This is a genomic window from Psychrilyobacter atlanticus DSM 19335 (assembly GCF_000426625.1).
GTDB classification, from domain to species: domain Bacteria; phylum Fusobacteriota; class Fusobacteriia; order Fusobacteriales; family Fusobacteriaceae; genus Psychrilyobacter; species Psychrilyobacter atlanticus.
In genome coordinates, this window is sequence record NZ_KE384548.1 from 1,011,439 (window position 1) to 1,035,363 (window position 23,925).

26 protein-coding genes and 1 riboswitch are annotated in these 23,925 nt (G+C 32.6%); of the genes, 18 read left to right on the forward strand and 8 right to left on the reverse strand.

What is annotated here, in order from left to right:
- Nucleotides 1–171: 171 nt before the first annotated feature.
- The 15 genes from lgt (at nucleotide 172) to yjeM (ending at nucleotide 13,427) form a co-directional block, all read left to right on the forward strand.
- A complete protein-coding gene (gene lgt / locus K337_RS0116695; protein WP_028857592.1) occupies nucleotides 172–1,038 on the forward strand; it encodes a prolipoprotein diacylglyceryl transferase in 867 nt (288 codons plus the stop codon).
- A gap of 28 nt (nucleotides 1,039–1,066) precedes the next feature.
- A complete protein-coding gene (locus tag K337_RS0116700; protein ID WP_028857593.1) occupies nucleotides 1,067–1,474 on the forward strand; it encodes an NADH-quinone oxidoreductase subunit NuoE family protein in 408 nt (135 codons plus the stop codon).
- Between the two features lie 384 nt (nucleotides 1,475–1,858).
- On the forward strand, nucleotides 1,859–2,821 hold the full coding sequence (gene rsgA / locus K337_RS18940) for a ribosome small subunit-dependent GTPase A (RefSeq protein WP_051251889.1): 963 nt from the start codon (nucleotides 1,859–1,861) through the stop codon (nucleotides 2,819–2,821).
- 33 nt (nucleotides 2,822–2,854) lie between these two features.
- Nucleotides 2,855–3,283: a GNAT family N-acetyltransferase gene (locus K337_RS0116710; protein ID WP_028857594.1), complete on the forward strand. Its 429-nt coding sequence runs from the start codon at nucleotides 2,855–2,857 to the stop codon at nucleotides 3,281–3,283.
- A gap of 148 nt (nucleotides 3,284–3,431) precedes the next feature.
- Nucleotides 3,432–3,839 (forward strand): DUF2141 domain-containing protein, encoded by a 408-nt coding sequence (locus K337_RS19465; RefSeq protein WP_051251891.1) that lies wholly within the window; start codon nucleotides 3,432–3,434, stop codon nucleotides 3,837–3,839.
- A gap of 130 nt (nucleotides 3,840–3,969) precedes the next feature.
- Nucleotides 3,970–4,197: a DUF1413 domain-containing protein gene (locus K337_RS18950; RefSeq protein ID WP_037030066.1), complete on the forward strand. Its 228-nt coding sequence runs from the start codon at nucleotides 3,970–3,972 to the stop codon at nucleotides 4,195–4,197.
- Between the two features lie 107 nt (nucleotides 4,198–4,304).
- Nucleotides 4,305–4,616 carry a PadR family transcriptional regulator gene (locus K337_RS0116725; RefSeq protein WP_028857595.1) on the forward strand — a complete coding sequence of 104 codons (312 nt, stop codon included), beginning with the start codon at nucleotides 4,305–4,307 and terminating at the stop codon, nucleotides 4,614–4,616.
- A 135-nt stretch (nucleotides 4,617–4,751) separates the two neighbouring features.
- Nucleotides 4,752–5,984 (forward strand): L-lactate MFS transporter, encoded by a 1,233-nt coding sequence (locus tag K337_RS0116735; protein ID WP_028857596.1) that lies wholly within the window; start codon nucleotides 4,752–4,754, stop codon nucleotides 5,982–5,984.
- Between the two features lie 86 nt (nucleotides 5,985–6,070).
- Nucleotides 6,071–6,547 (forward strand): cyclic nucleotide-binding domain-containing protein, encoded by a 477-nt coding sequence (locus K337_RS0116740; protein ID WP_028857597.1) that lies wholly within the window; start codon nucleotides 6,071–6,073, stop codon nucleotides 6,545–6,547.
- A gap of 199 nt (nucleotides 6,548–6,746) precedes the next feature.
- Nucleotides 6,747–7,829 (forward strand): hypothetical protein, encoded by a 1,083-nt coding sequence (locus K337_RS0116745; protein ID WP_028857598.1) that lies wholly within the window; start codon nucleotides 6,747–6,749, stop codon nucleotides 7,827–7,829.
- A 123-nt stretch (nucleotides 7,830–7,952) separates the two neighbouring features.
- Nucleotides 7,953–8,135, forward strand: a riboswitch (cobalamin riboswitch).
- Between the two features lie 129 nt (nucleotides 8,136–8,264).
- Nucleotides 8,265–9,452 carry a sodium/glutamate symporter gene (gene gltS / locus K337_RS0116750; protein WP_028857599.1) on the forward strand — a complete coding sequence of 396 codons (1,188 nt, stop codon included), beginning with the start codon at nucleotides 8,265–8,267 and terminating at the stop codon, nucleotides 9,450–9,452.
- A 378-nt stretch (nucleotides 9,453–9,830) separates the two neighbouring features.
- Nucleotides 9,831–10,049, forward strand: a complete 219-nt coding sequence (locus K337_RS0116755) for a DUF896 domain-containing protein (protein WP_028857600.1) — start codon at nucleotides 9,831–9,833, stop codon at nucleotides 10,047–10,049.
- A 10-nt stretch (nucleotides 10,050–10,059) separates the two neighbouring features.
- Entirely contained in the window at nucleotides 10,060–11,451 is a 1,392-nt protein-coding gene (gene asnS, locus K337_RS0116760; protein WP_028857601.1) for an asparagine--tRNA ligase, read from the forward strand.
- A gap of 110 nt (nucleotides 11,452–11,561) precedes the next feature.
- Nucleotides 11,562–11,792: a TM2 domain-containing protein gene (locus tag K337_RS0116765; RefSeq protein ID WP_028857602.1), complete on the forward strand. Its 231-nt coding sequence runs from the start codon at nucleotides 11,562–11,564 to the stop codon at nucleotides 11,790–11,792.
- Between the two features lie 126 nt (nucleotides 11,793–11,918).
- Nucleotides 11,919–13,427, forward strand: a complete 1,509-nt coding sequence (gene yjeM / locus K337_RS0116770) for a glutamate/gamma-aminobutyrate family transporter YjeM (RefSeq protein WP_028857603.1) — start codon at nucleotides 11,919–11,921, stop codon at nucleotides 13,425–13,427.
- Nucleotides 13,428–13,500: 73 nt separating this feature from the next.
- Here yjeM and queC read toward each other — a convergent pair whose 3' ends face one another.
- The 5 genes from queC to K337_RS18955 form a co-directional block, all read right to left on the reverse strand.
- On the reverse strand, nucleotides 13,501–14,178 hold the full coding sequence (gene queC / locus K337_RS0116775) for a 7-cyano-7-deazaguanine synthase QueC (protein ID WP_037030069.1): 678 nt from the start codon (nucleotides 14,176–14,178) through the stop codon (nucleotides 13,501–13,503).
- A gap of 77 nt (nucleotides 14,179–14,255) precedes the next feature.
- Nucleotides 14,256–14,921, reverse strand: coding sequence for a putative 7-carboxy-7-deazaguanine synthase QueE (queE, locus tag K337_RS0116780; RefSeq protein WP_028857605.1), 666 nt, complete (start codon nucleotides 14,919–14,921; stop codon nucleotides 14,256–14,258).
- Nucleotides 14,922–15,015: 94 nt separating this feature from the next.
- The gene (queD, locus tag K337_RS0116785; protein WP_028857606.1) at nucleotides 15,016–15,435 is read right to left on the reverse strand and encodes a 6-carboxytetrahydropterin synthase QueD; all 420 of its coding nucleotides are present in this window, start codon (nucleotides 15,433–15,435) and stop codon (nucleotides 15,016–15,018) included.
- A 14-nt stretch (nucleotides 15,436–15,449) separates the two neighbouring features.
- Nucleotides 15,450–16,244, reverse strand: coding sequence for an acyl-CoA dehydratase activase (locus tag K337_RS0116790; RefSeq protein ID WP_051251893.1), 795 nt, complete (start codon nucleotides 16,242–16,244; stop codon nucleotides 15,450–15,452).
- Entirely contained in the window at nucleotides 16,237–17,265 is a 1,029-nt protein-coding gene (locus K337_RS18955) for a 2-hydroxyacyl-CoA dehydratase family protein (RefSeq protein ID WP_051251895.1), read from the reverse strand. The genes K337_RS0116790 and K337_RS18955 overlap by 8 nt, the downstream gene beginning before the upstream one ends.
- A 597-nt stretch (nucleotides 17,266–17,862) precedes the next feature.
- Here K337_RS18955 and K337_RS0116800 point away from each other — a divergent pair.
- The gene (locus K337_RS0116800; RefSeq protein ID WP_028857608.1) at nucleotides 17,863–19,491 is read left to right on the forward strand and encodes a Na/Pi cotransporter family protein; all 1,629 of its coding nucleotides are present in this window, start codon (nucleotides 17,863–17,865) and stop codon (nucleotides 19,489–19,491) included.
- A 59-nt stretch (nucleotides 19,492–19,550) separates the two neighbouring features.
- Here K337_RS0116800 and K337_RS0116805 read toward each other — a convergent pair whose 3' ends face one another.
- The gene (locus K337_RS0116805) at nucleotides 19,551–20,243 is read right to left on the reverse strand and encodes an LrgB family protein (RefSeq protein WP_028857609.1); all 693 of its coding nucleotides are present in this window, start codon (nucleotides 20,241–20,243) and stop codon (nucleotides 19,551–19,553) included.
- Entirely contained in the window at nucleotides 20,240–20,584 is a 345-nt protein-coding gene (locus tag K337_RS0116810) for a CidA/LrgA family protein (protein WP_028857610.1), read from the reverse strand. The genes K337_RS0116805 and K337_RS0116810 overlap by 4 nt, the downstream gene beginning before the upstream one ends.
- A gap of 266 nt (nucleotides 20,585–20,850) precedes the next feature.
- On the opposite strand from K337_RS0116810, the gene moaC reads away from it, so the two are divergent.
- Nucleotides 20,851–21,327, forward strand: a complete 477-nt coding sequence (gene moaC, locus K337_RS0116815; RefSeq protein ID WP_028857611.1) for a cyclic pyranopterin monophosphate synthase MoaC — start codon at nucleotides 20,851–20,853, stop codon at nucleotides 21,325–21,327.
- Between the two features lie 60 nt (nucleotides 21,328–21,387).
- Here the strand turns inward: moaC and K337_RS0116820 are convergent, their stop codons facing one another.
- Complete coding sequence (locus tag K337_RS0116820) at nucleotides 21,388–22,320, reverse strand: VirK/YbjX family protein (RefSeq protein ID WP_028857612.1); 933 nt, start codon at nucleotides 22,318–22,320, stop codon at nucleotides 21,388–21,390.
- Nucleotides 22,321–22,569: 249 nt separating this feature from the next.
- On the opposite strand from K337_RS0116820, the gene K337_RS19695 reads away from it, so the two are divergent.
- Nucleotides 22,570–23,882 (forward strand): IS3 family transposase gene (locus K337_RS19695; protein WP_425414013.1). Its coding sequence is split into 2 segments (ribosomal slippage): nucleotides 22,570–22,960 and nucleotides 22,960–23,882, totalling 1,314 coding nucleotides; the frame shifts between segments, so codons are not numbered across the junction.
- Nucleotides 23,883–23,925: the final 43 nt, after the last annotated feature.

Below are 23,925 nucleotides of genomic sequence, written 5' to 3' on the forward strand. Positions count from 1 at the left end.
TTAATTAATTTCTTCCTTTAAATTTGAACAATTATAATTTTAACCTTGTTATATAATAACAAATATTCTACTTCCAAACAAGTGAAAAAAATAATATATTTATAATTTTCTATTCTAATTCAAGTTTATGGTATAATTCTAAAGATGTCAATAATTTTAGGAGGTTATTTTATGGATCCGGTATTTTTTACCATTGGAAGTTTTGAAGTACATTACTATGGTCTTATGTATGCAATTGCATTTTTATTAGGAATTGAACTGGTTAAAATAGAAGGAAAGAGAAAGGGGTTTGACCCTGCCCTCATGGAAAATTTTGCCTTTATAGCTATGATCTCTGGTTTATTGGGAGGAAGGTTATACTATGTGTTGTTTAATCCTACCTACTACTTCAGTCATCCGGGGGATATATTGGCAGTTTGGAAGGGCGGAATGGCCATCCATGGAGGAATTTTAGGAGGAATAGTCGGGACATATTTCTTTGCTAAAAAACATAAGATATCTATGTGGAGTTTAGGAGATATTGCCGCTGCACCATTTATCTTAGGTCAAGCCATTGGAAGGATAGGTAATTTTATGAACGGAGAAGTTCATGGTGTTCCTACATTTACTCCATTCAGTATTATCTTTTCTATTAAACCTAAATTTGTAGAGTGGTTCGATACTTATAATTCTTTGACTTTAACTGCTCAAATGAAGTTCAAGGAATTAGTTCCTTGGGGAATTGTATTCCCAGATCCATCCCCGGCAGGAACAGAGTTTCCAGGGTTAGCTTTACATCCGGCTATGTTATATGAGCTGATATTAAACTTTATAGCTTTTTTATCTATTTGGTTTTTTTTCAAACATAAAAACTACAAAGCGGGAACAGTTTGGTTTATCTATATAATAGAGTACAGCCTTATCAGGACTTTCGTTAGTTTCTTTAGAAGTGAAGACCTAATGTTTTACGGGTTCCGTGCTCCCCATGTTATCAGTGTAATTTTAGTTATCTGGTCTATACTTATGATTAAATATTTTAATAGAAAAAAAGTAATTTAATTACTGGGATTTAGAAAAGAGAAAACCAATGAAAAAATTTGAAACACATGTAAGAAATATAGAAGAAAAAGAAAAAAACCTTTTAGAAATTCTCCTTCTAGCTCAGGGAAAATTTGGTAGTTTATCTATTGAAGTAATAGAGTATCTGTCTAGATTAACCCAGATAAACGTTCAAGAAATTAACGATACAATTGAATTTTTTGATTTTCTAGACAAAGGAGAAAGAATAAAAAATATAAAAGTTTGTAGTGGATTAAGTTGTTCTATCAAGGGAGGAAAAAACATCTATCAAACCCTTCGAAGTACAACTGATGAAACAAAGGTGAAAATAAGCCTAGTAAAATGTATGGGAAAATGTGCTTATTCTCCTAACCTCACTGTTGATGAAGACTCATACACCGAAATTAAGTTAGAAGACCTTAAAGACCTATATTAAATATTCAAGGCAGGGATAATTCCCTGCCTTTTATTATTACATTGTCAAATTAAAAGCAACACTAAGCTCTCCCTAGAGTTTTTTTCTATTAGGTAAATCATTTCGTTTTATTTTTGCCATAAAAATAACTCCTTTAGTAATTATACTAGCAAGGAACTTCACCAAAGTTCCTAAAAATTTAAACTCCAAATTATCCTTGTCTAGATGTAACGTCACATTACTTTTTTGTTATTTTTATATGAAATATTACAAACTTAGGTTATAATAAATTAGTTATACAATAAAAATAAAAGGAGATGAATTATGATAGTAGTAAATTTTGGAGGAAACCTAAAATAAAAAAGGCCCTCCGTTAATAATTTTCATAATAATTAGGAGGAAAAAATGAAAGGCAGAATTATATCAGTATTTAAAAATTTATATAGGGTCTCAATAGAAAATAAAGAGATCAATGCACCAATAACAGGAAACATGATAAAGGGTGCTAATTTCCCAGTAGTTGGTGACTATGTAGAAATTAGCCATGAAGGGCAGATAATTGAAATCTACCCCAGGAAAACTATCCTATCCAGGAAAGCAGCAGGAAAAGAGATAAAAGAACAGCCCATAGTAAGTAATGTGGACTTCATCTTTATAGTCACTTCTTTGAATAAAGATTTTAATCTATCAAGATTAGAAAGATATCTGACTATGGTATATGAATCAGGAGCAACACCCTGCTTTATCCTTACCAAAGCAGATTTAGATGATGGCGTAGAGGAAAAAGCTGCCAGTTTAGAGGAAATCGCTTTTGGTATACCTATCCACGTAATATCTTCATATGAAGACAAAGGGATAGATGAAATCAAAGGTTATTTAAAGGATGAAAAAACTATTGGTCTTATCGGGTCCTCCGGAGTAGGAAAATCTACTCTTATTAATAAACTCCTGGAAAATGAGATAATAAAAACCAAGGAAATAAGAACTATCGATGACAAGGGAAAACATACTACCACAAGAAGAGAGATGTTTAAGGTAGGAGATGGATATATTATAGATACTCCTGGTATGAGAGAGATCCAAATGTGGAGCGGCGACACTAGCAGTTCATTTGAAGATGTAGAGACCTTAGCGAACCTATGCAGATTTTCTAACTGCACCCACGGGAATGAACCCGGGTGTGCAATAAAGAAAGCTATAGAAACTGGGGATCTAAAGGAAGTACGATTAACCAGTTATTTAAAGCTAAAAAGAGAGATCAAAAATATGGAAAACAAGATAAATCATGGTCATAAGTTTGCTGAGAAAGAAAAAATAAAAACCATGATGGGTTCTCTGGACAGAAGAAAAAAGATGAAAAATAAATAAATAAATATATATCTATATAAGGAGATTATTTATATGAAAATCAGAAAACTAGAGAGTGGCGATATCCCAGAAGTTGTGGAACTTTGGTATGAAACATGTATTCGAGCACATGATTTTATTTCCCCGGATTATTGGAAGGCTAATATGGAAGCTATGGCCACAGTATATCTGCCTGACTCAGAAACATATTTAGCAGTTGAAGAAGAAAATATTATCGGTTTCATAACCATGGTGGATAACTACCTTGCTGCAATTTTTATACAGATCAATATGCTAGAATGTGGTATAGGAACAAAGTTATTAAACTTTATCAAAAATAAAAAAGAAGCTATTCAGCTTGCAGTTTATAAAAAAAATTCCAAGAGTATTAATTTTTATAAAAAACATGGTTTTCAGGTTTTGTCTGAAAATTTAGATAAGAATACAAATGAAATTGAATTATTGATGGAGTGGAACAGATAAGCACAAAATTTAGAACCGGCAAATTTGCCGGTTCTTTTTATATACCTCAAAATAAAAACACTAAAGGATTTTCACCTCAGAAGAAGTAAAAAGAAGGTAGTGGAGTTCATAATAAATAAATATATATAAACCTTTAGGAGGAACATTTATGAAATACCTTTTATTCTTTTTATTTTTCATAAGTATAAAGATATATCCTTTTAAAATAGAGGTAACAAATATTATAGATAGAAATGCCCCTGTATACATTGCTGTATTTGACCAGGAGGATGGCTTCCCCAATGATGGGGAAAAAGGGATCTTTAAATGGAAGGGAACCCCTGAAAAGGCTGAAAAAGGAGTTTTTACAGATCTCCCTGATGGGAACTATGCCGTAGTAGTTTTTCAGGATACAGACAGAAATGAAAGACTGACAACATGGTTCTTTGGAAAACCAAGGGAGCCCTATGGAGTTTTAGGAGCAGTTAATAAACCAAAAATGAAACCAGATTTTTTTAAATCTTCTAAAGAACTATCACAGGATCTTGTTTTGCAGATAAAATTGTGGGGACCTTAATTTTCCCCTTATCAGTGACCTGACTTTAGATTAAGTAATAAAATAAAATTAAAAATCTGAATATCAGATTTAACGAGGAAATTTATACTTTAATATGTAATAATATTTTTTATTGATGGAGGTTGAGATCATGGAAGCTTATTTAGCAGTAGCTTTAAAAGAGATAAAACACTTAAAACCGGGAGAAAAATTTACATTACAGGATTTATTTAAAAACTATGAGTGGGACAGTTTAGACATTATGAAACACACAATTTTAGAGAGGATGTTTCTCCATGCAGTAGAAAGCGGTGAAGCCCAGGGAGTGGCAGTTCTGCAGAAAAATGAAAAGGAGCAACAAGTTTATCAAAAAAAATAAAATTAAAAATTTTCCTTATAATTGCATATTCTTATTCTTGACTATTCTTATCATCTATGTTATTATCATTTATCAATATCGATTTTTGATAACAACGAGGTGACTATATGAAAAATAAAATTCCTAGGAAACTTTTACTGGGATTTATGCAGATACATATATTAATTCAGGCTAAAAAAGAACCTTTTTTTGGACTTTGGATGATTGAAGAATTAAAAAACTATGGGTATCAAATTAGTCCCGGCACTATCTATCCACTTTTAACTAAAATGGAAAATGAAAATTTATTAAAAAAAGAAGTAAGATTAATAAATGGTAAAAATAGAAATTATTATTTTATTACCGATGAAGGAATAGACGTTTTAACTATTGCAAAAGAAAAAGCAATGGTACTTTTTGAAGAATTAGAAGAGGTATAAAAATGAAGTTACAGACGATGAGGCAGCTCAGGCTGCTTAAATTAATAAAAAAAATATTTCTTAAAATGGCAGAAGAGCTCTCTTTAAACAAAGGGGGCTCTTTTGGTCTTTTTTTGGAAAAAAAGGAGTTGAAGTATGATATCAAAGGTTAAGCAAAGAACAATTTTTATTTTTTTAGGGGTAATTATCTATATGTGTTTGGGATCGGTATATTCCTGGAGTATTTTCAGAAAACCTCTGGAAGAAATTTTAAACATAAGTTCTACAGAGAGTTCCCTGCCATATATGACATTTTTAATTTTTTACGCATTATCAATGCCACTAGCAGGAAATTTCATTGAAAAATATGGCCCAAGGAATATAACTTTATTTGGTGGAGCAATTGTCTCACTTGGATGGTTTTTATCTAGTTTAGCAAACAGCATTGAAATGCTTACAGTAACTTATGGAATTATTGGTGGTATAGGTGTAGGTATTGTTTACGGTGCCCCTATGGCTGTTTCTGCAAAATGGTTTCCGAACAAAAAAGGAATGGCCGTAGGTCTGACACTTTCTGGGTTTGGATTATCACCTTTTGTCACAGCACCAATATCCAGACTTCTAATTGAATATTTTGGAGTATTTTCTTCTTTCAGAATCTTAAGTCTGGCTTTTTTTGTAATAATATTAATTTTTGCACTTCCTTTAAGATTTCCAAATAAAGAGGAAGAAGTTGAAGGAAATATCGTTAAAAATAAAGATACCTCTTCAGATCTGCCTTTAAAGAAAGTACTGATCGATAGAAAATTTTATATTTTATGGACATGTTTCGCTATAGGTACATTTACCGGTCTTATGGCCATTGGGATTTCAAGTCCTGTTGCACAGGAAATTATTGGACTTAATCCAAAAATGAGTGCTTTTTCCGTTGCATTGTTCGCTGTATTTAACGGGTTAGGACGGCCTGTATTTGGTGTCATTACTGATAAAATTAAATTTGAAAAAACTGCGATAATTTCCTTTGGCCTTATTATTCTAGCTTCCATAATAATGTTAAATTCAGGTAAGGGTAACGTTATATTTTATATCGTATCATTTTCAATGTTCTGGTTTATATTAGGTGGTTGGCTTGCAATTGCTCCAACTGCTGTCTCTAATATTTTTGGAGCAAAAAATTATGCAAGAAATTATGGTTTCCTGTTTACAGCATATGGAGTAGGAGCAGTAGTTTCAAGTGTCACATCAGGGATTATTAAAGATTCTTTTGGGAGCTATATATATGTTTTTTATCCCACAATAGTAAGTGCAATTATAGGAATTTTGATATCAATTTTAGTGCTTAAAGAAAAAAAAGTTAGAGAGATTAAAATAAATACAGATTTAAATTAAAACAGAGATAAATTAAAAAATAAATTTTGAATAGTAAAAGGAAATTCAAAAAAAAAAGTAATAACCTAATATAAGGAGGGGTTATTATGCCTGAAGATAAACTTAAAGATAAGATTATTGAACTTCTGCCAAAGACATCTTTATTTGGTGGAGTGGACAAAGACGACATTCATTCATTTATAGAGAGCCTTTCAGAAAAAAGCTATAGTGCCGGTGAAAACATCTTTGAAGAGGGAGACTCCCCGGGAGATTCCTACCTTCTCTTAGAGGGAGAGATCAAAGTTACCGTTGCCGGCAGGAGATTATCTAAGTTCGGACCGGGATCAATTTTTGGAATGGCTTCTCCAATAGGTATCCAGAAACAAATTGTTACAGCAACTGCCAATACAGATGTTGTTCTGGCAGTAATCCCCAAGATGACTCTCTACCTTTTAGAAAAAGATAACCCCAAACTCTTTGGAAAAATTATACTCAACGAGGCAAGAGATCTGGCTAGAGCTCTCAAGGGGATGAAGGATATAATTATGGACTATATCCTCATAGAGGAGAGCGGAAATCTTTAATTTCAACAAAATTAAAATGTCAAAAAGAACCAGAAGATTCTCTGGTTCTTTTTATATTTAATTTAAAGCCGTCTAAATATTTATCCCATCCATATCCTTGTAAATGCCGATGATTGAGTTGTATAATAATGCCAAAATAAAGGAATTAAAAGATTCCTTTGGTAAGATAGAGGATATAAATTTTTAGGAGGAGTTAATTATGAAAAATATAGAAAATTCCAAAGGACCCTGGCTGTATCGTTTTTTAATCAAAAGTTTTGTAGTTATTTTTGGTATCCTGGTATTTTGGATCCTGGGGTTTCTTTTAGAGGATATAGAATCTATAAAGGGTCCTAGATACAATAAGATAGAACAATCATATCTGGAACCCGGCTTAATCACAGAGGAACAAGAGCTGAAAAATCAAATAGAGAACCTTACAAGAAAACAAGTGAAGAATGAAAATGAGATCGCTATAGTTAAAAACAGTTCTGGGAATTTACAGAATACCATAAATCAATTGATGGCTCTAAAAAAACTGGCCCTTGAAAATTCTAAGGTAATCTCGAAATCCGAAGAACAGCAGCTAAGTAGAAGTGTGGAAACTTTTTTAAAGAGTCAGAAAACCTACCAGAGATTAAATATGGAATTGGCTCAAATTATAGAAAAAAAACAAAGACTGGAGATTGAGAAACAGGAGATAGGAAAAAAACTAAAAGATCAAAGGGAGAATGCCCAAAAACAATACAGGGAACTCCTAAAAAATCATAATTTGAAACTGGCTTTTTTACAGATATCTATTCTCTTCCCATTTTTATTGGGTGGAATATATCTTATCCTTAAGAAAAAGTCCAGCAATTACTATCTTCTCTTTATAGGTTATGGAGTGGCAGTATTTTTTAAGATCTTCTTAGTTATCCACAAATATTTCCCATCCCGGTATTTTAAATATATCTTAATACTGGGACTCCTGCTTACAGTGGTAAAAATCATCATATATCTCATAAATATAATAACTAACCCAAAGAAACAATGGCTTTTAAAGCAATATCGGGACGGATATGAAAAATTCCTATGTCCGGTATGTGAATACCCTATCAGAAGGGGGCCGAGAAAGTTTTTATATTGGACTAGAAGAACCGTTGGCAAGGTAACGTTGCCCCACAACCATACTGCGGAAAAAGATAAACCCTATTCATGTCCATCTTGCGGAACAAAACTCTTTGAGGAGTGTCCGGAATGCCATGAGATAAAACACGCTCTCCTGCCTACCTGCTGTCATTGCGGGAGCAAAAATAAATAAAACTATTATCAAAAATTATAGGTTCATATTTCAATAATATAAAAAATAGATAATCTTTTTAATATAAATTATATATATTTGAACAAAATATAAAATACATAGTATATTATATCGATATAACAATTAAATAACAGAGTTAGAGGTTTCTAATCAAATAGAATTAATAGGGAAGTAGGTTAAAATCCTCCGCGGTCCCGCCACTGTAATGTAGACGAAAACATAATTTGCCACTGGATAAAATCTGGGAAGGCGTATGTGAGTAGGTTGAAACTAAGCCAGGAGACCTGCCTTTAACTTTGTCATCAACCACGAGGATGGAGGTATGACGATGAATAGAAGAACGACAGTTCTCCGCTTTTAATATTATCATGAAAAATATAAAGTTGTAATTTTAGCTTACTATGTTTGATAATTTTAAGGGGGAAGAATAAAAAAATGGAAATAAGATTAGGGATAATAGAGACTTTGGCAGTAGCAGTAGGGGTTCTTTATATTGGAAAATGGTTAAATTATAAGATTAAAATTTTGGATGAACTCTGCATTCCAGAAGCAGTAACAGGAGGAGGAACATTTTCCTTAATTACTTTATTGGCTCATGAAACTGGTCTTCTGAATATTATTTTTGAAGACAGTCTGAGGGAAGTATTTATGATCGCCTTTTTTACAACAATCGGCTATTCTGCAAGTCTTAAACTCTTAAAGAAAGCAGGGATGCCTGTATTTATGTTTTTATTGGCAGCCGTATTACTGGCAGTATTACAAAATATATTAGGGGTAGGGATGGCCAAGGCACTGAATATCAGCCCCTTGTTGGGACTGGCAACAGGGTCATTATCCACTACTGGAGGGCCGGGAACTGCAGGAGCTTTTGCACCAATGTTAGAAGAAGCGGGAGCTCACGGGGCAAAAGTAGTAGCTATGGCCACAGCAACCTATGCTCTTTTAATGGGAAGTATTATCGGAGGACCCGTAGCAAAAAGATTGATAGGAAAACATAAATTACTGGACAAGAAAACCCATACAGGCAGCGAGGTAGAATCTAAGTTATCAGAAGGCAGGCTGCTCAGCAAAAATATTCCTGTAGGAGCCTTTGAGATAATAATAGCTATGGGAATAGGAAGTTTTATATCGTACCTTCTAAAAAACATAGGGCTTGTTCTCCCTTCATATATAGGAGCTATGTTTACAGCTTCAGTAATAAGGAATCTAAGTGATATTTCAAAGGGATATAAGATAAAATTAGATGAAATTTCTATGATGAGTAACTTTACTCTGGCAATGTTTTTATCTATGACCCTTATGACCTTTAAATTATGGGAATTGAAGGAGTTAGCGTTACCACTCCTCCTTATGCTCCTTGGACAAACTATCCTCATGGGAGGGTTTGCATATTTCATAACCTTTTATCTCATGGGAAAAGACTATGATGCAGCGGTTATGGCCTCTGGTCATTGCGGGTGTGGATTTGGGACGACTCCAAAAGCTCTGGCTAATATGGAAGCTCTGACAAACAAATTTTTACCTTCTCCAAAGGCATTTTTTATCATTCCTTTGGTAGGAGGTTTATTTATAGATTTTTTCAATGTTGGGATAATAACTTTTTTTATAAGTGTAGTGAAATAATAACTAAAAGAAAAGTCCCAGAAAGTTGACAATTAAATAGCATAATAGTATAATATTTCTAATTATAAAAGCAAAGATGAGGAGAGTAACTTCTAATAGATACTAAAGCGAGCTAGTGACGGTGGGAGACTAGTAGTGGAATTAGTTGTGAAGAACACCTTGGAGCTGCTAACCCAAAGGATTTTTATAAAAATCTCAGTAGGCTTAGACGTATTTGGCACGTGACGCCAAAGGGTATCGAGGAACTGCTTGTGTGTGTCTCCGTACTTACTTTATTTTTTTAGGGTTTGTATGAATTTTGACTTCTCACTTTAGCAGTGGGAAGTTTTTTTATTTTATAGAAAAAGATTAAGGCATTGTATAGATAGGAGGATTAAAGTGGAAATGAAAGACATTATAGCTAAGGTGAATCACTATTCAGCTCTAGCTAAAAAAAGAACGTTAACAGATGAAGAAACAATAGAAAGACAAAAATACAGAACATTATACTTGGAGCAGTTTAAATCACAAGTTAAAGGACATTTAGATCAAGTAAAAGTTGTAGATCAAAATGGAAATGAAGTAAAATTAAATAAAAAAATAACTAAATTAAGTTAGGGAGGATTTTATGAAGAAAGCAACAGTTAAAGAACTTATCAGAAATGGTGAACAATTCTTAAATCAAGAAGTACAAATTTCTGGTTGGGTAAGAAAGATTAGGAGTCAAAAAAGTTTTGGTTTTATTGAATTAAATGATGGTTCATTTTTTACCGGACTACAAGTAGTATTTGAGGACAACTTAGAAAATTTTGACGAGATAAGCAGAGCATCTATAGCTACATCTATGTATGTAACTGGAACTTTTGTAAAATCAGAAGGAAAGGGACAAAGTTATGAGATCAAGGCAACGTCTGTAGAGATATTCCAAAAAGCTGACTTAGATTATCCATTACAAAATAAAAGACATACCTTTGAATATTTGAGATCAATAGCACATCTAAGACCTAGAACTAATGCTTTCTCAGCAGTATTTAGAGTAAGATCATTAGTTGCATATGCTATCCACAGATTTTTCCAAGATCAAGAGTTTGTATATGTACACACTCCAATCATAACTGGAAGTGACGCTGAAGGTGCAGGAGAGATGTTCAGAGTAACGACTATGGACTTAGATAATGTTCCTAAAACAGATAAGGGAGATATCGACTATAAAGAAGACTTCTTTGGAAAGGAAACTAACCTAACTGTAAGTGGACAATTAAATGTAGAGACTTATTGTGCTGCATTTAGAAATGTATATACATTTGGACCTACATTTAGAGCAGAAAACTCAAATACAACTAGACATGCATCTGAATTTTGGATGATAGAACCTGAGATTGCTTTCGCTGCCTTAGAAGCTAACATGGATTTAGCAGAAGATATGGTAAAATATATCATTAAATATGTTATGGAAAAAGCTCCTGAAGAGATGGAATTTTTCAATAAATTTGTAGAAAAAGGATTATTTGATAAGTTAAACAATGTTTTAGCAAATGATTTTGCTAGAGTTACTTATACTGAAGCAGTAGACATCCTATTAAAATCAAAGAAAAAATTTGAATTTAAAGTAGAGTGGGGAATTGATCTTCAATCAGAACATGAAAGATTCTTAGCTGAAGAGCATTTTAAAAGACCAGTTTTCGTAACAGACTATCCAAAGGATATCAAAGCATTCTATATGAAGCTTAACGAAGATGGAAAAACAGTAAGAGCTATGGATCTATTAGCTCCTGGAATTGGAGAAATCATAGGTGGTTCTCAAAGAGAAGATAACTTAGAAGAATTAGAGAGAAGAATGGATGAAATCAACCTTCCTAAGGAAGACTATAAGTTCTATACAGACCTTAGAAAATATGGTTCATTCCCTCATTCAGGGTACGGATTAGGTTTTGAAAGAATGATAATGTACGTTACAGGAATGACAAATATCAGAGACGTAATTTCTTTCCCTAGAACTCCTAAGAGTGCAGAATTTTAAAGATTAATAAAAAAATAAAGTGGAGTTTGATTGTTTCGTGCAATCAGACTCTTTCTTTTAAATCTATATAAGTAAAAAAAAATATTGTTATTTAATTTGGGAGGTTTAAAATGAGTATGATCCAGATAAGTGATAAAACACGAACTTTAAGTTTAGTGTTTTGTATCGTTGGTTTTTTAGGTCTAGGTGGACTTCACAGGTTCTATGTGGGGAAGGTCTGGACAGGTTTATTATACCTTATGACAGGAGGATTATTTGGGATTGGAACCATCCTAGATCTTATAAAAATCTCTACTAATACCTTTACCGATGCACTGGGATATCCAGTAACTAAAAATTAATTTTTTCACATCAATTCTTAAAAAATTCATAGAAAAATTAAAAATTGTTTAACAAGTCCGCGAAATGTGTTATAATAGCTTGAAAGTGTTATAAAATTAACATTAAAACTTTAGGAGGACTTTATAATGAAAGAGAACAATGCAAAAAAAATGTCATTAATATCACTGATCTTAATGATATTCACATCGGTATTTGGGTTTACTAATATTCCTAGATCATTTTATTTAATGGGATATGGTGCAATACCTTGGTACATCATTTCAGCGGTTTTATTCTTTATACCTTATGCTTTTATGATGGCAGAATACGGTGCGGCATTTAAAGATGAAAAAGGTGGAATATTTTCTTGGATGAAAAGATCAGTAGGTCTTAAATATGCATTTATCGGTACATTTATGTGGTATGCATCATATGTTGTTTGGATGGTAAATATCAGTTCATCTATTTGGATAGTAATTTCAACAGCAATATTTGGTGAAGATTTAACTTCTAAATTACATTTATTTGGATTAAATTCTACACAGACATTAGGACTTTTAGGAGTATGTCTAATAACATTAATTACATTTACAGCAACTAAAGGGTTAGAAAAAATAACTAAGGTAACATCTATTGGTGGTTTAGCAGTTACACTTCTTAACTTAGTATTATTATTTGGTTCATTATTAGTATTAGCATTAAATGGTGGAGAATTTGCTCAACCTATCGTTGCTAATTCATTTACTGCATCACCTAACCCAGCTTATGGAACACCTATGATGGTAGCTTCATTTATGGTATTTTCTATCTTTGCCTTCGGTGGAATAGAAGCTGTCGGTGGATTAGTTGATAAGACTCAAAACGCTGAAAAAACATTCCCTAAGGGAGTTACTGTAGCAGCGATAATCATTGCTATTGGATACGCTATTGGAATATTCCTATGTGGTATCTTTACAAACTGGAGTGAAATCTTATCAGACCCATCAGTTCATATGGGAAATGTGGCCTATGTATTGATGCAAAACTTAGGATATCAAGTGGGAACAGCACTTAACTTAAGTGAACCAGCTGCTATCAATTTAGGATTATGGATGTCTAGATATATGGGTATCTCTATGGTATTAGCATTAGTTGGAGCATTCTTTGCCCTATGTTACTCTCCATTAAAGCAGTTAATTGAGGGAACACCAGATGAAATGTGGCCGGAAAAAGTAAAGGTAATCAAAGATGGAATGCCGGTAAATGCAATGTGGTACCAATGTGGTATCGTAGCTGTATTCATCGTTATGATCTCTTTTGGTGGAGAAGGAGCATCTGCATTTTTCTCTAAATTAATCCTTATGACAAATGTAGCTATGACTATACCTTATTTATTCCTAGCTGTAGCATTCCCATTCTTTAAGGGAAAAACAGAGATAAATAAACCATTTGAAATTTATAAAACACATAAAGCTGCCAAGATTGCAACTTTCTTTATCGTTGCCTCTGTTGGATTTGCAAATATTTCAACAATTATAGCTCCAGCTGTAGGAGGAGATATACCTTCTACTCTATGGATGATTGGTGGACCAGTATTCTTTACGATTATAGCTTTAGCAATCTACAATAGATATGAAAAAGTTATGGAAGCAAAGAAAAAAGTCAAAATGGCATAAACTATCTTAATAAAGTTTCAAAAAAAAGGAGTTAAACCGCTACCAGCGGTTTAACTCCTTTTTTTATATACAACTATCCTTTTAAAAAATTTTCTTTAAATTCTAAATATCCGGCTTTTCTTAGACTACAAGCTGGACAATCTCCACACCCATTACCCACTATTCCATTGTAACAAGTCAGAGTTTCATCCTTTATAATATCCAAAACTCCCAATTCATAGGCCATATTCCAAGTTTCAGCTTTATCTAACCACATAAGGGGTGTTTCTAAAACAAATGTATAATCCATAGCCAAATTCAAAGTTGTATTTAAAGATTTAATAAATACATCTCTACAGTCTGGATATCCGCTGAAGTCGCTTTGAGAAACCCCAGTCATAATTACATTGATATCCCTTTGTTTAGCAAATATACCTGCAAAGGTTAAAAATATCATATTCCTTCCATCTACAAATGTATTCGGAACTTCATCTTCTGCTACATCTCCCTTTTCCACCTCTAAATCCGACCTTGTCAGAGCATTTGGAGCCAGCTGATTCAACAGCCCCATATCCAATATGTGATGTTCCACCTCATTTTTTTTACATAGTTCTTTGGCACATTCTAATTCTAAACTATGTTTTTGACCATAATTGAATGAAACTGCAATAACTTCTTTATACAATTTTTTAGCATGAAACAAAAGGGTTGTACTGTCCTGTCCCCCGCTAAAAACTAAAACACATCTATCTTTATTTATTCTATCTTTCATAAACTACTCCTTTTTTTAATTATATTCTTGTATAAAATCAACATAACTCCTAATTTGTATTGAACGTCACGTTCATTTTAAACTCCCTGCTTATTTCCCCAGATAAACTTATGCATCTGCAGCTGCAATCTGACTCCATTTAGGTTAAAATTCTTCATAAATTCGACTATTTCATCCAATTCTATTTTTTTATATATAGAACTGAAATATACACTGCATCTGTCGATAAGGTCATACTTTTCTATAATTCCTTTCGCTTTCAGGAGGTCCTTGTAATCACCTACAACAAATTTTACTGTATCCAGCTCAGATATTGTTTCAAAGTTTTTCATAGACATAAACTCTTCCATCTCACTTGAGGGCCCTTTATAGTCCATTGTAAAAGATAAGTTTTTTACATCCAATCTGAATAAATTCAAATCGATACTTCCATTTGTTTCAATTTCCAAAAATAAAGACCTGTCTTTCACTATATATTCCATCAGATCTTTAACTTCTACGTCTAAAAGTGGCTCTCCCCCTGTAAGAGTTACATTTTTAATCTTTGTATCTAAAATATAGTTGTATATATCTTCTTTTGTCATAGGTGTTGCACCTACGTTTTCTTCATTGGCCCACATTGTATCGCAATAATTACATCTTAAATTACACTTTGCAAGCCTAATAAAAACCGCTAACTCTCCCGATCTCTGCCCTTCTCCATTTATACTTACAAATTTTTCAACTACATTGTAATATTTCATAATATTTACCACCTTTTTATCTTTAAGTAAACTATAATTCTTGTATTAAACTAACCTTACTCACAGTCTAGATGCAACGTCACATTGCCCTTGCCTATTTTTCGTATGTCGCTGAATTAGTAGGAGTTTCATATACAGTTACCCTTTTTACAGAATATCCCTTCCCCTCTAAAATTTCATAAAAATACCTTGAGAACTCCTCAGCTGTCGGCCTAAAATCCACCTCTATTATATTGAAATTATCTTCCTTCAAACAATTTAATGTCATTTCTTTCATGGTACCCTTTTCTATAATCAGAGCATGGTCATGGTCATCTACCATCTTTTTTATATCTTTTTTTATATCTCCAAAATCAACAACCATTCCTCTCAGTTGTCCCTCTTGTTTTAATTTTTCACCACATATTTCTGCTATAACTTTCCATCTGTGTCCGTGAATATTTGAACACTTCCCCTGATAACCTGCTAAGAAATGAGCACTGTCAAAACTGTGTTCTCCCTTTAATATATACATACTTTATTTCTCCTCTATATAAATTTTTCTCCATAATAACAACATCCTATAGCTCCATTAAACTGTGGATCCTCTAGGACTTCTACCTCTGTATAATCTGATTTCAGATATTCTACAATAGAACGGTTTTTTGCTACTCCTCCACTGACAACAAGAGTATTCCCTCTAAATTTTGTAAGTAAGGGACGTAATCTGCTGTACATAGAATAATTTATCCCTGCTGCTAACCTGTCCAAAGGTATCCCTTCAGCAATCTTTCCAATCAATTCTGATTCTGAAAAAACAGCACATGTTGAATTAAGTTTTACTGGATCTTTAGAATAATTTGAGAGTGAATCCAAAGGGACCTCTAAAACATTAGCCATATTCTCTAAATATCTCCCACAAGAAGCTGCACACTTATCATTTAGATCTAAATCAGTAGCCAGACCCTTTTCAATTTTTACAATTTTTACATCCTGTCCCCCAATGTCTAAAAGGATAAAATCTTTTTTTCCTGACTGGGCTAAAGCCCCATATACATGAGCTTTTATCTCATTTATAGGTTTAAACATACTCAGATCTGTATTATTCCGTCCATATCCTGTGGAAACGGCCAGATCCACATCCTCTATTCCTAATTTCTTTAAATCTACGATTATTTTATTCTGGTATTGGCAATAATCTCTGTAAAAAGATACTGTACTTATCTTCTTTCTCAATACTATTTTTTTTTCTTCTGTAACTATAATTTTAACTTCTCTGCTGCCTAAATCTATTCCTACTATTTTTTTAGGAGTTATTTTTGTTTTACAGGTAATATCATTCATTAATTATCTCCAATCTGTTTTTAGCATAATCACGTTGCTTTTTATCCTTTAACATATCTAAAAAAGCTTCTATCCTTAATTTAGTCCTGGCATCTAAAACATTGGATTTATCCCCTTCGATTGTTAATATAGGTATATTTAACTCCTGTTTTAAAATTATATCCTCAACTGCACGATGGCAGAATGCCTGGGTATAATGGATAACCGCGTCTAATTTTCTTTCTTTTATCTGCTTTTTTATATCCTCTAACCTGAAATCTATATCATATGTATATGTATAGTTATAATACTGTTCATATATATCTTTGGATTCCATGGCTCTTGGAAAAGCAAACTCCCTCTGAACTTCATTGTATATAAACCTTCCGTCTAAGACCTCAACATAATCATGAAGATCTCCCTGCATAGGGGGTATCCCTAGATATCCCAGCTTTAATCCTTTTTTATCTATAGGTCTTTTATTTATTTCTTCTATCTTTTCATCTAAAAAATTACTGTATCTCTCCACATCTCCGTCAAAATCACTGAAACACAGCTGAAGTATATGATTTTCAAAACCTGTTGCCTTCCCCTCTAGAGTCAATGCATCTATGTATTTCGCTTTTTCCCTTATCAGGTTTAGTCTATCTCTCTGGGACTCTACCTCTTCATAGGATACACCCATATATTTCATAAGTTTATCTAATTCATTTTTTATATCATCTAAAGAGTGGGAGTGGGGATAACCGAAAGAATGTATTTTTATATTATTTTTTTTAAATATTTCTAAAAGTGTTTTAGTATTAGAGCAATCCCCCTCTGTTACACCCAAAACTTCCTCTATTCCATTTTCAATGCAGGCACCGTATATTCCCTTAATCCAGGCACACATACTTTTAGGAAATCCGTCCCGTTCTGCTTTTTCTATATATTTTCCATAGTCTTTGGAAACAACAAAAATATTATTTAAATCTATGGGAGTATACCCTGCTGCTAAAAGTACCTCTATCGGTACGGTAGTTGTTAAACCTATTTTTTTCATTTTTTTCCTTTCATAATTTAAGCAATAAAAAAGCAACGTGGCGTTGCATCCAGACAAGCACAATTAACTTCTTGCAATTAGTATTTTGGTGATGCCCCTCCGGGTATAAACTTTTAGGTAATAAAAAAGAGGATACACACAGTATCCTCCAATAAAATCAAAATAGAACTCTGAAAAATTTCCAGAATTGTGTCCTAGTTTTATTTATAGACAGGATGGTACCAGTGAACTGTCTTTATTCAGTTTTGTACTATATATTATCATATTTTCATTTATATTCATAATAAAAAATACTCTGAAGTCTTTGTAGATTAATTAAAGCCATGTAAACATTAGCTTTTTATTCGTTTTCTTCTTATCTTATGCTCTATAGGTATATTAAAAGTATAAATTTAAATTTGTTTACACTATTTTTACATTAAATAAACATTGGATTTACATCCTTGGTTTATAATACCTGTATATTAATAGAAAATAATCAAGGAAAAATACCAGCTATACAGTAAAAGATATTGAAAATATAAATTTGTTCTTTGTAAAAAGACTGTAAATATGTCAATTATTGATGATAGAATGGTGAATTTAAGGAGGAGTAAGATGGGATTAGATATATTTTTTAAAGTTATAGGAGGACTAGGAATCTTTCTATATGGTATGCACCATATGTCAGGTGGAATGCAAAAAATCGCCGGAGCTAAGATCAAAAGTATCATTGGTCTGCTGACTAAAAACAGGGTTATAGCTTGTATAGTCGGTGTGGTAGTTACAGCCATGGTCCAGTCATCTTCTGTAAGTACAGTTATGACTATTGGATTTGTTAACGCTTCACTTATGAGTTTAAAACAGGCATTAGGTGTGATCTTAGGAGCCAACATCGGTACCACTGTTACTGGTTGGATCCTGGTACTAAAAATCGGAAAATATGGTTTACCTATGGCAGGAATAGCTGCTATTTTCTACTTATTTGCTAAAAATGAAAAAGTAAAGACTAAAGTTTTAACGTTTATGGGATTAGGAATGATCTTCTTTGGATTACAGCTTATGAGTGAAGGATTTAAACCCCTTAGAACTATGCCTTTCTTCATAGAATTATTTCATAGTTTTGATGCTACCAGCGGTTTTGGTGGAGTAATAGCGGCTGCCCTTGTAGGAGCTTTACTTACAGCCATAGTACAGTCGTCTTCAGCTACTTTAGGTATAACAATAGTATTAGCCAGTCAGGGAATGATAAATTCTGAAACAGCAGTTGCTCTAGTCCTAGGAGAAAATGTAGGTACGACAATCACTGCTATGTTAGCTGCTTTAGGAGCTCGTGCCAATGCAAAGAGAGCAGCAATAGCTCATACGGTTATAAATGTTATAGGTGTAACATGGGTAGTATCTATATTCCCATTCTACCTTAAATTTTTAGCTAACTTTGTCGATCCTGTATCAAATATTACTAAATATATTGCCACTGCTCATACAATGTTTAACGTAACTAACGTATTATTATTCTTACCATTTATAGGTTATATAGCTAAAGTATTGGAAAAAATGATAGTTGAAAAGGCTGAAGTAGTAAAAAAACTTACTCACTTAGATGAAAGAATGCTTGAAACTCCTGATGTTGTAGTAGAGCAGACAAAATTAGAGATAAATAAAATGGGAACGGAGATTATCTCATCTTTCAGTGATTTAAAGAAAACATTTATAGATAATTTACCTGTAGATTCCAAAGAATTCCAAAATGTATTGGATCTTGAAGACAGGATGGATCTGGTACAAGATGAGATTGCTTCTATAAATTCTAAAGTTCTTACTCTAGATTTAGAAGCACCAATCATAAAGAAAGCCAGAAAAAATATAGCTATCTCAGATCAATATGAATCTGTTACAGATTATCTAAAAAGAATTGCATTTATCCATAAGAGATTATTTGATAATGACCAAAAGCTAAGCAAGAAAAACTTAGAAGAATTGGAAAAAATTCATACTATGACTGTAGATTTCTTTGACTATGTAGACACCTCTTATAAGGATGAAAACTATAAAATCTTAGGAGAAGCTACTAAAAGATCTGCCAATATTTCTAATCTGTATAAAGAGATCAGAAGAAATCATCTGGATAGAATGGCTGAAACAACTAAATCGCCAGTATTGGTTACAGGATATATGGATATATTAAATCACTATAAAAGATTGAGCGATCACTCTCTGACGGTAGTAGAAATATTAAACATATAAAATCTAAAAAAAGATTCCCTTATGGGAATCTTTTTTATTTAATAAATGATAATGTTGTTTTAAAATAACACTATATATAACAATGGTAAGATGAAAACTGTTAAAACCCCAGCTACTCCAATGGCTAATCCACTCATAGCTCCTTCAGTTTCTCCCATCTCAATAGCTCTAGAAGTACCTACAGCATGACTTGCAGTCCCAATAGCTATTCCTTTAGCTATTTTATTTTCTATCTTAAAAATCTTACAGATAAATGGTGCTAAAACGGCTCCTGTTATCCCAGTTATCATAACCATCACTATGGTAATAGGTATAATTCCTTCTACCTGTTTAGATAACTCTATGGCTATAGGAGTTGTCAGTGATTTTGACAGGGAAGATTTTATAAGACTCAAATCCATCCCCAATACCTTTCCTATAAGGGTGCAGGACAGTATAGATGTCAAAACTCCTACAACAACTCCTCCTAATATTGGTATGAAATGCTGTTTCAACAGATCTATTTTTTTATACAGGGGTACCGCTAAAACTACTGTGGCAGGCCCTAAGAAGAAAGAGATCAGGTCTCCTCCTTTTTTATAAGTTTCCAATGGTATTTTAAAATATAACAATATAGGGATTATAATTATAAGGGCTATTAATATAGGATTCAGAATAGGTAGTTTAAACTTCTTATAGATCTCCAACCCTATTATATAAGCAGCAATTGTCAGACAGATTCCAAATAAAGGACTGTTTAATAGTTCTATCATTTTTTCCTCCTATTTATCAGATATTGAACTGTAAGACCTGTAGTCACCATGGTAATTATGGTAGTTAATATCATAGTTACTACTATTTTCAATACGTTTCCATTCAGCAGATCTAAAGCGGAGATAAGTCCTACTCCCGGCGGAATAAAAAATATAGCCAGGTTGAGCAGGATATTATTAGCTCCCTTCTCTACAAAATCTACGTCAATTAATTTTCTTTCCAGCAAAATAAAGAGTATCAGCATTCCAATGACCGGCCCTGGAAAAGGGAAGTTGATGGATTTACTGATCATCTCTCCTAAGTAAGTTACCATAAATATAATGGCATATTGTTTAATCATGATCTATCACCTCGGGAAGTATTATACCATAAAAGCAACGTGACGTTGCATCCAATTAGCTATAAATTTTAAGAGCAGTATACCAGAACTTAGCCTTGTCCGCTTCTATAGTTAGAAACTAAAATAGGTGAAACATAAAGTGAGGAAAATCGTATTAAAAAAAGGTATAGTTGGTGTAGATTGGCAGCAAAAAAGTTTTTAGATTTATTTTTCTTTCTAGAAATGTTAATATTAGGAGTAAAAAATATATATAATAGGAGTAAAATATGGGATTTAGTCATTTTAAAGATGGAAAAGCTATCATGGTAGATGTAAGTAAAAAAGAGGATACTAGCAGAAAGGCTATAGCCTGCGGGAGTATAGAGGTCAATTCTGAAACTATGAATCTCATTGTCAATGGAGGAGTTAAAAAAGGAGATGTTTTAGGAGTAGCCAGAGTTGCTGCCATTATGGCTTCAAAAAAAACTCATGAACTTATTCCCATGTGTCACCCTCTGCTTCTTACAGGAGCCGACATAGATTTTGAAATAGATCAAAAAAAGTTAATCATATATGCTAAGGGAACTGTTAAAACTACAGGACAAACCGGAGTAGAGATGGAAGCTCTTCAGATGGTAAGCACAGCATTATTAACTATTTATGATATGTGTAAAGCCATAGATAAGGAGATGATCATAGGAAGGATCTATCTAGAAGAAAAAACAGGCGGTAAGAGTGGGAAATTTGTTAATTCTAAGATCTAGTTTTTTCTAATATATAAATAATCACGGGTATAAGAAGCTTATACCCGTGATTTAAATTATCTATATAAAAGCAACAGTATCTACCTTTTTTTTATTAAAGGTACTCAAAATTGAACCTTCTAATTCATCCAATAAACCATACTTTTTCCTATACTGTCCCCTCTTTTTACTTGGAACACTCAGTATATCTTTTTTTTCTAGTTCTTCCGGCAGAATCCAAAGGCCCACCTTTGTTTTTTCAGCATTTAAAGACTCCCAAAAGTTGTCATAACTAGAGTGGATAGTCCTTTTCTTCTTGTACCTCTTGGCAGTATAGACATGCTGATTATTTCCCACACATATCTTATCTATCTTCATCTCCAATGATTTTTCAAGAAAATAAAGTGATTCCATCAGAACTTTTTTAGGAAATATTCCATATAAATTTTTGGTAGCTGTTTTTATTATACTGTGATCCACACCTCTTGGAGCTCCCTGGAGTCCCCCTATGAATACTCTGAATTTATCATTTTTTCTCTGTAGGCTGAAAGTAAGGGTAGAAAGGGTTATATTCTCTGAATTGGTCAGGATCAGATTAAATTCTCCCTCCTTGTCATAATGGGGATAGAGAGCTAAATTTATATAAAACATCTCAGAGTTATTGCCGCAGATATCTCCCAACTGAATCTGTCCCTTTGTATAGAGTGATTTCCTCATCTTTTCAGAAAAATGAGTATCTATAAATTCATAGCTGTCTTTTATTGTATTTAACTTTTCACTCATTTTAAATGAGCTCGACAGGTAGGGTCTATGCATCTTGCTTACTAAGATAGGATATTGATAGACTGTCGAAGAGAGATAATCATGCTTCAAGATAAAATTTGTCAGATTATTTACCCAAGGATAATAAAGAAGAGTTCTCAAGGTAAATCTCATCTTCTTTTTTTGTGTATTGAGCTGACCTTTTTTACTTCCCTGCTTAATTAATTTAGAATAAAAAAATATGTTTTTCATTGTTGATCTCCTTTAATAATTTCAAAATTTGATGATATATTAGATATGATAACAATTTTTTCTTAAATATTAAGAGGTACTTCACAAAGTGTATTAAATCATACACGAAAAGATCAATTTTATGAGGGAATAAAAAAAGGCTTAAGTCTCAATAAACTGTAACCATGAAACTGGACACTTGAAAAAAAGTGTTAGTTTCATGGTTTTTTTGATACAATTTTTTAATAAGAGTTTAAAGGGGTGAATTAAATGTCTAAAAAAATATTTTCAGATATAGAAGTTACTAAATTATCTAAAAATAAAAATATTTCTAAAGTTTCAAATAAAGCTATTACATATACTTTTGAATTTAAAAAGAAATTTATTGAGGAATATAAAATGGGAAAGCCTCCGCGTATAATTTTTGAGGAAGCTGGCTTTGATGTGGATATTTTAGGTATGAAAAGAGTTGAAACTTCCTCTAAACGTTGGAGGAAAGCTTTTAAAGATAATGGTGAACTGGGTTTAATGGATTCCAGGAAAACATCTTCTGGAAGACCTCTGAAAAGAGAGTTAACAGATTTAGAAAAAATTAAACGTTTAGAAGCACAGATTGAATATTTAAAAATAGAGAATGAATTTTTAAAAAAGTTAGACGAGATCGAAAGGGGGGATGCTTAAATAAAACTGAGATTTTTGAAGCTATTAAATTAATAGTTAAAAGATATAAGTTGAAATCAAAAATTAAATTTCTATGTTTTCAAGCGGGGGTTTCCAGGTCTGGTTTTTACAACTATATTAATTCAGAAAAAAATAGAAATAATAAAGAAGCTAAAGATTTAAACTCCAAAAGATTAATTCTAAAAGCTTTTAATAGAAGAGGTTTTAAGAAGGGCGCCCGAAGTATCAGGATGATTTTAGAGAATGAATTTGATACTATTTTTAATTTGAAAAAAATAAGAAGAATTATGAAAAAATACGAAATAATATGTCCTCACAGAAAACCGAACCCCTATAAAAACATAGCTAAAGCAACTAAGGAACATTCGACTGTCCCTAATATATTGAAAAGAGAATTTAAACAAGAAGTTCCTAAAAAAGTTCTCCTAACTGATATCAGCTATCTAACTTATGGAATTGGAAAAAGAGCTTATCTTTCAACAATAAAAGATGGTAGTACTAATGAAGTATTAGCTCATGAGGTGTCTCATAGTCTTAGTATTGATATTGCTTTAAACACGGTTAAGCGCTTAGTTAAAAGAAAGTTTAAACTCCATCCAGAGTGCATTATTCATTCGGATCAAGGCTTTCACTATACTAATCCTAAGTTTCAAAGATTAGTGAAATCAAAGAAAATTATCCAATCAATGTCGCGAAAAGGTAACTGTTGGGATAATGCTCCTATGGAGTCATTCTTTGGACATATGAAAGATGAAATAAATTTAAAGCCCTTAAAAACATTAGATGATGTAAAGAAAGAAGTATCTAAATATATGAATTATTACAATAACCATAGGTATCAATGGAACTTAAAAAAGATGACTCCTGTGCAATACAGAAATCATCTTTTAACAGTATCTTAACCATACCTTTTTTTTAAGTGTCCTTGACAAAGGGTACAGTTTA

Coding starts and splice junctions, on each gene's coding strand:
- lgt (WP_028857592.1), top strand. CDS start 172: ATGGATCCGGTATTTTTTACCATTGGAAGTTTTGAAGTACATTACTAT.
- K337_RS0116700 (WP_028857593.1), top strand. CDS start 1,067: ATGAAAAAATTTGAAACACATGTAAGAAATATAGAAGAAAAAGAAAAA.
- rsgA (WP_051251889.1), top strand. CDS start 1,859: ATGAAAGGCAGAATTATATCAGTATTTAAAAATTTATATAGGGTCTCA.
- K337_RS0116710 (WP_028857594.1), top strand. CDS start 2,855: ATGAAAATCAGAAAACTAGAGAGTGGCGATATCCCAGAAGTTGTGGAA.
- K337_RS19465 (WP_051251891.1), top strand. CDS start 3,432: ATGAAATACCTTTTATTCTTTTTATTTTTCATAAGTATAAAGATATAT.
- K337_RS18950 (WP_037030066.1), top strand. CDS start 3,970: ATGGAAGCTTATTTAGCAGTAGCTTTAAAAGAGATAAAACACTTAAAA.
- K337_RS0116725 (WP_028857595.1), top strand. CDS start 4,305: ATGAAAAATAAAATTCCTAGGAAACTTTTACTGGGATTTATGCAGATA.
- K337_RS0116735 (WP_028857596.1), top strand. CDS start 4,752: ATGATATCAAAGGTTAAGCAAAGAACAATTTTTATTTTTTTAGGGGTA.
- K337_RS0116740 (WP_028857597.1), top strand. CDS start 6,071: ATGCCTGAAGATAAACTTAAAGATAAGATTATTGAACTTCTGCCAAAG.
- K337_RS0116745 (WP_028857598.1), top strand. CDS start 6,747: ATGAAAAATATAGAAAATTCCAAAGGACCCTGGCTGTATCGTTTTTTA.
- gltS (WP_028857599.1), top strand. CDS start 8,265: ATGGAAATAAGATTAGGGATAATAGAGACTTTGGCAGTAGCAGTAGGG.
- asnS (WP_028857601.1), top strand. CDS start 10,060: ATGAAGAAAGCAACAGTTAAAGAACTTATCAGAAATGGTGAACAATTC.
- K337_RS0116765 (WP_028857602.1), top strand. CDS start 11,562: ATGAGTATGATCCAGATAAGTGATAAAACACGAACTTTAAGTTTAGTG.
- yjeM (WP_028857603.1), top strand. CDS start 11,919: ATGAAAGAGAACAATGCAAAAAAAATGTCATTAATATCACTGATCTTA.
- queC (WP_037030069.1), bottom strand. CDS start 14,178: ATGAAAGATAGAATAAATAAAGATAGATGTGTTTTAGTTTTTAGCGGG.
- queE (WP_028857605.1), bottom strand. CDS start 14,921: ATGAAATATTACAATGTAGTTGAAAAATTTGTAAGTATAAATGGAGAA.
- queD (WP_028857606.1), bottom strand. CDS start 15,435: ATGTATATATTAAAGGGAGAACACAGTTTTGACAGTGCTCATTTCTTA.
- K337_RS0116790 (WP_051251893.1), bottom strand. CDS start 16,244: ATGAATGATATTACCTGTAAAACAAAAATAACTCCTAAAAAAATAGTA.
- K337_RS18955 (WP_051251895.1), bottom strand. CDS start 17,265: ATGAAAAAAATAGGTTTAACAACTACCGTACCGATAGAGGTACTTTTA.
- K337_RS0116800 (WP_028857608.1), top strand. CDS start 17,863: ATGGGATTAGATATATTTTTTAAAGTTATAGGAGGACTAGGAATCTTT.
- K337_RS0116805 (WP_028857609.1), bottom strand. CDS start 20,243: ATGATAGAACTATTAAACAGTCCTTTATTTGGAATCTGTCTGACAATT.
- K337_RS0116810 (WP_028857610.1), bottom strand. CDS start 20,584: ATGATTAAACAATATGCCATTATATTTATGGTAACTTACTTAGGAGAG.
- moaC (WP_028857611.1), top strand. CDS start 20,851: ATGGGATTTAGTCATTTTAAAGATGGAAAAGCTATCATGGTAGATGTA.
- K337_RS0116820 (WP_028857612.1), bottom strand. CDS start 22,320: ATGAAAAACATATTTTTTTATTCTAAATTAATTAAGCAGGGAAGTAAA.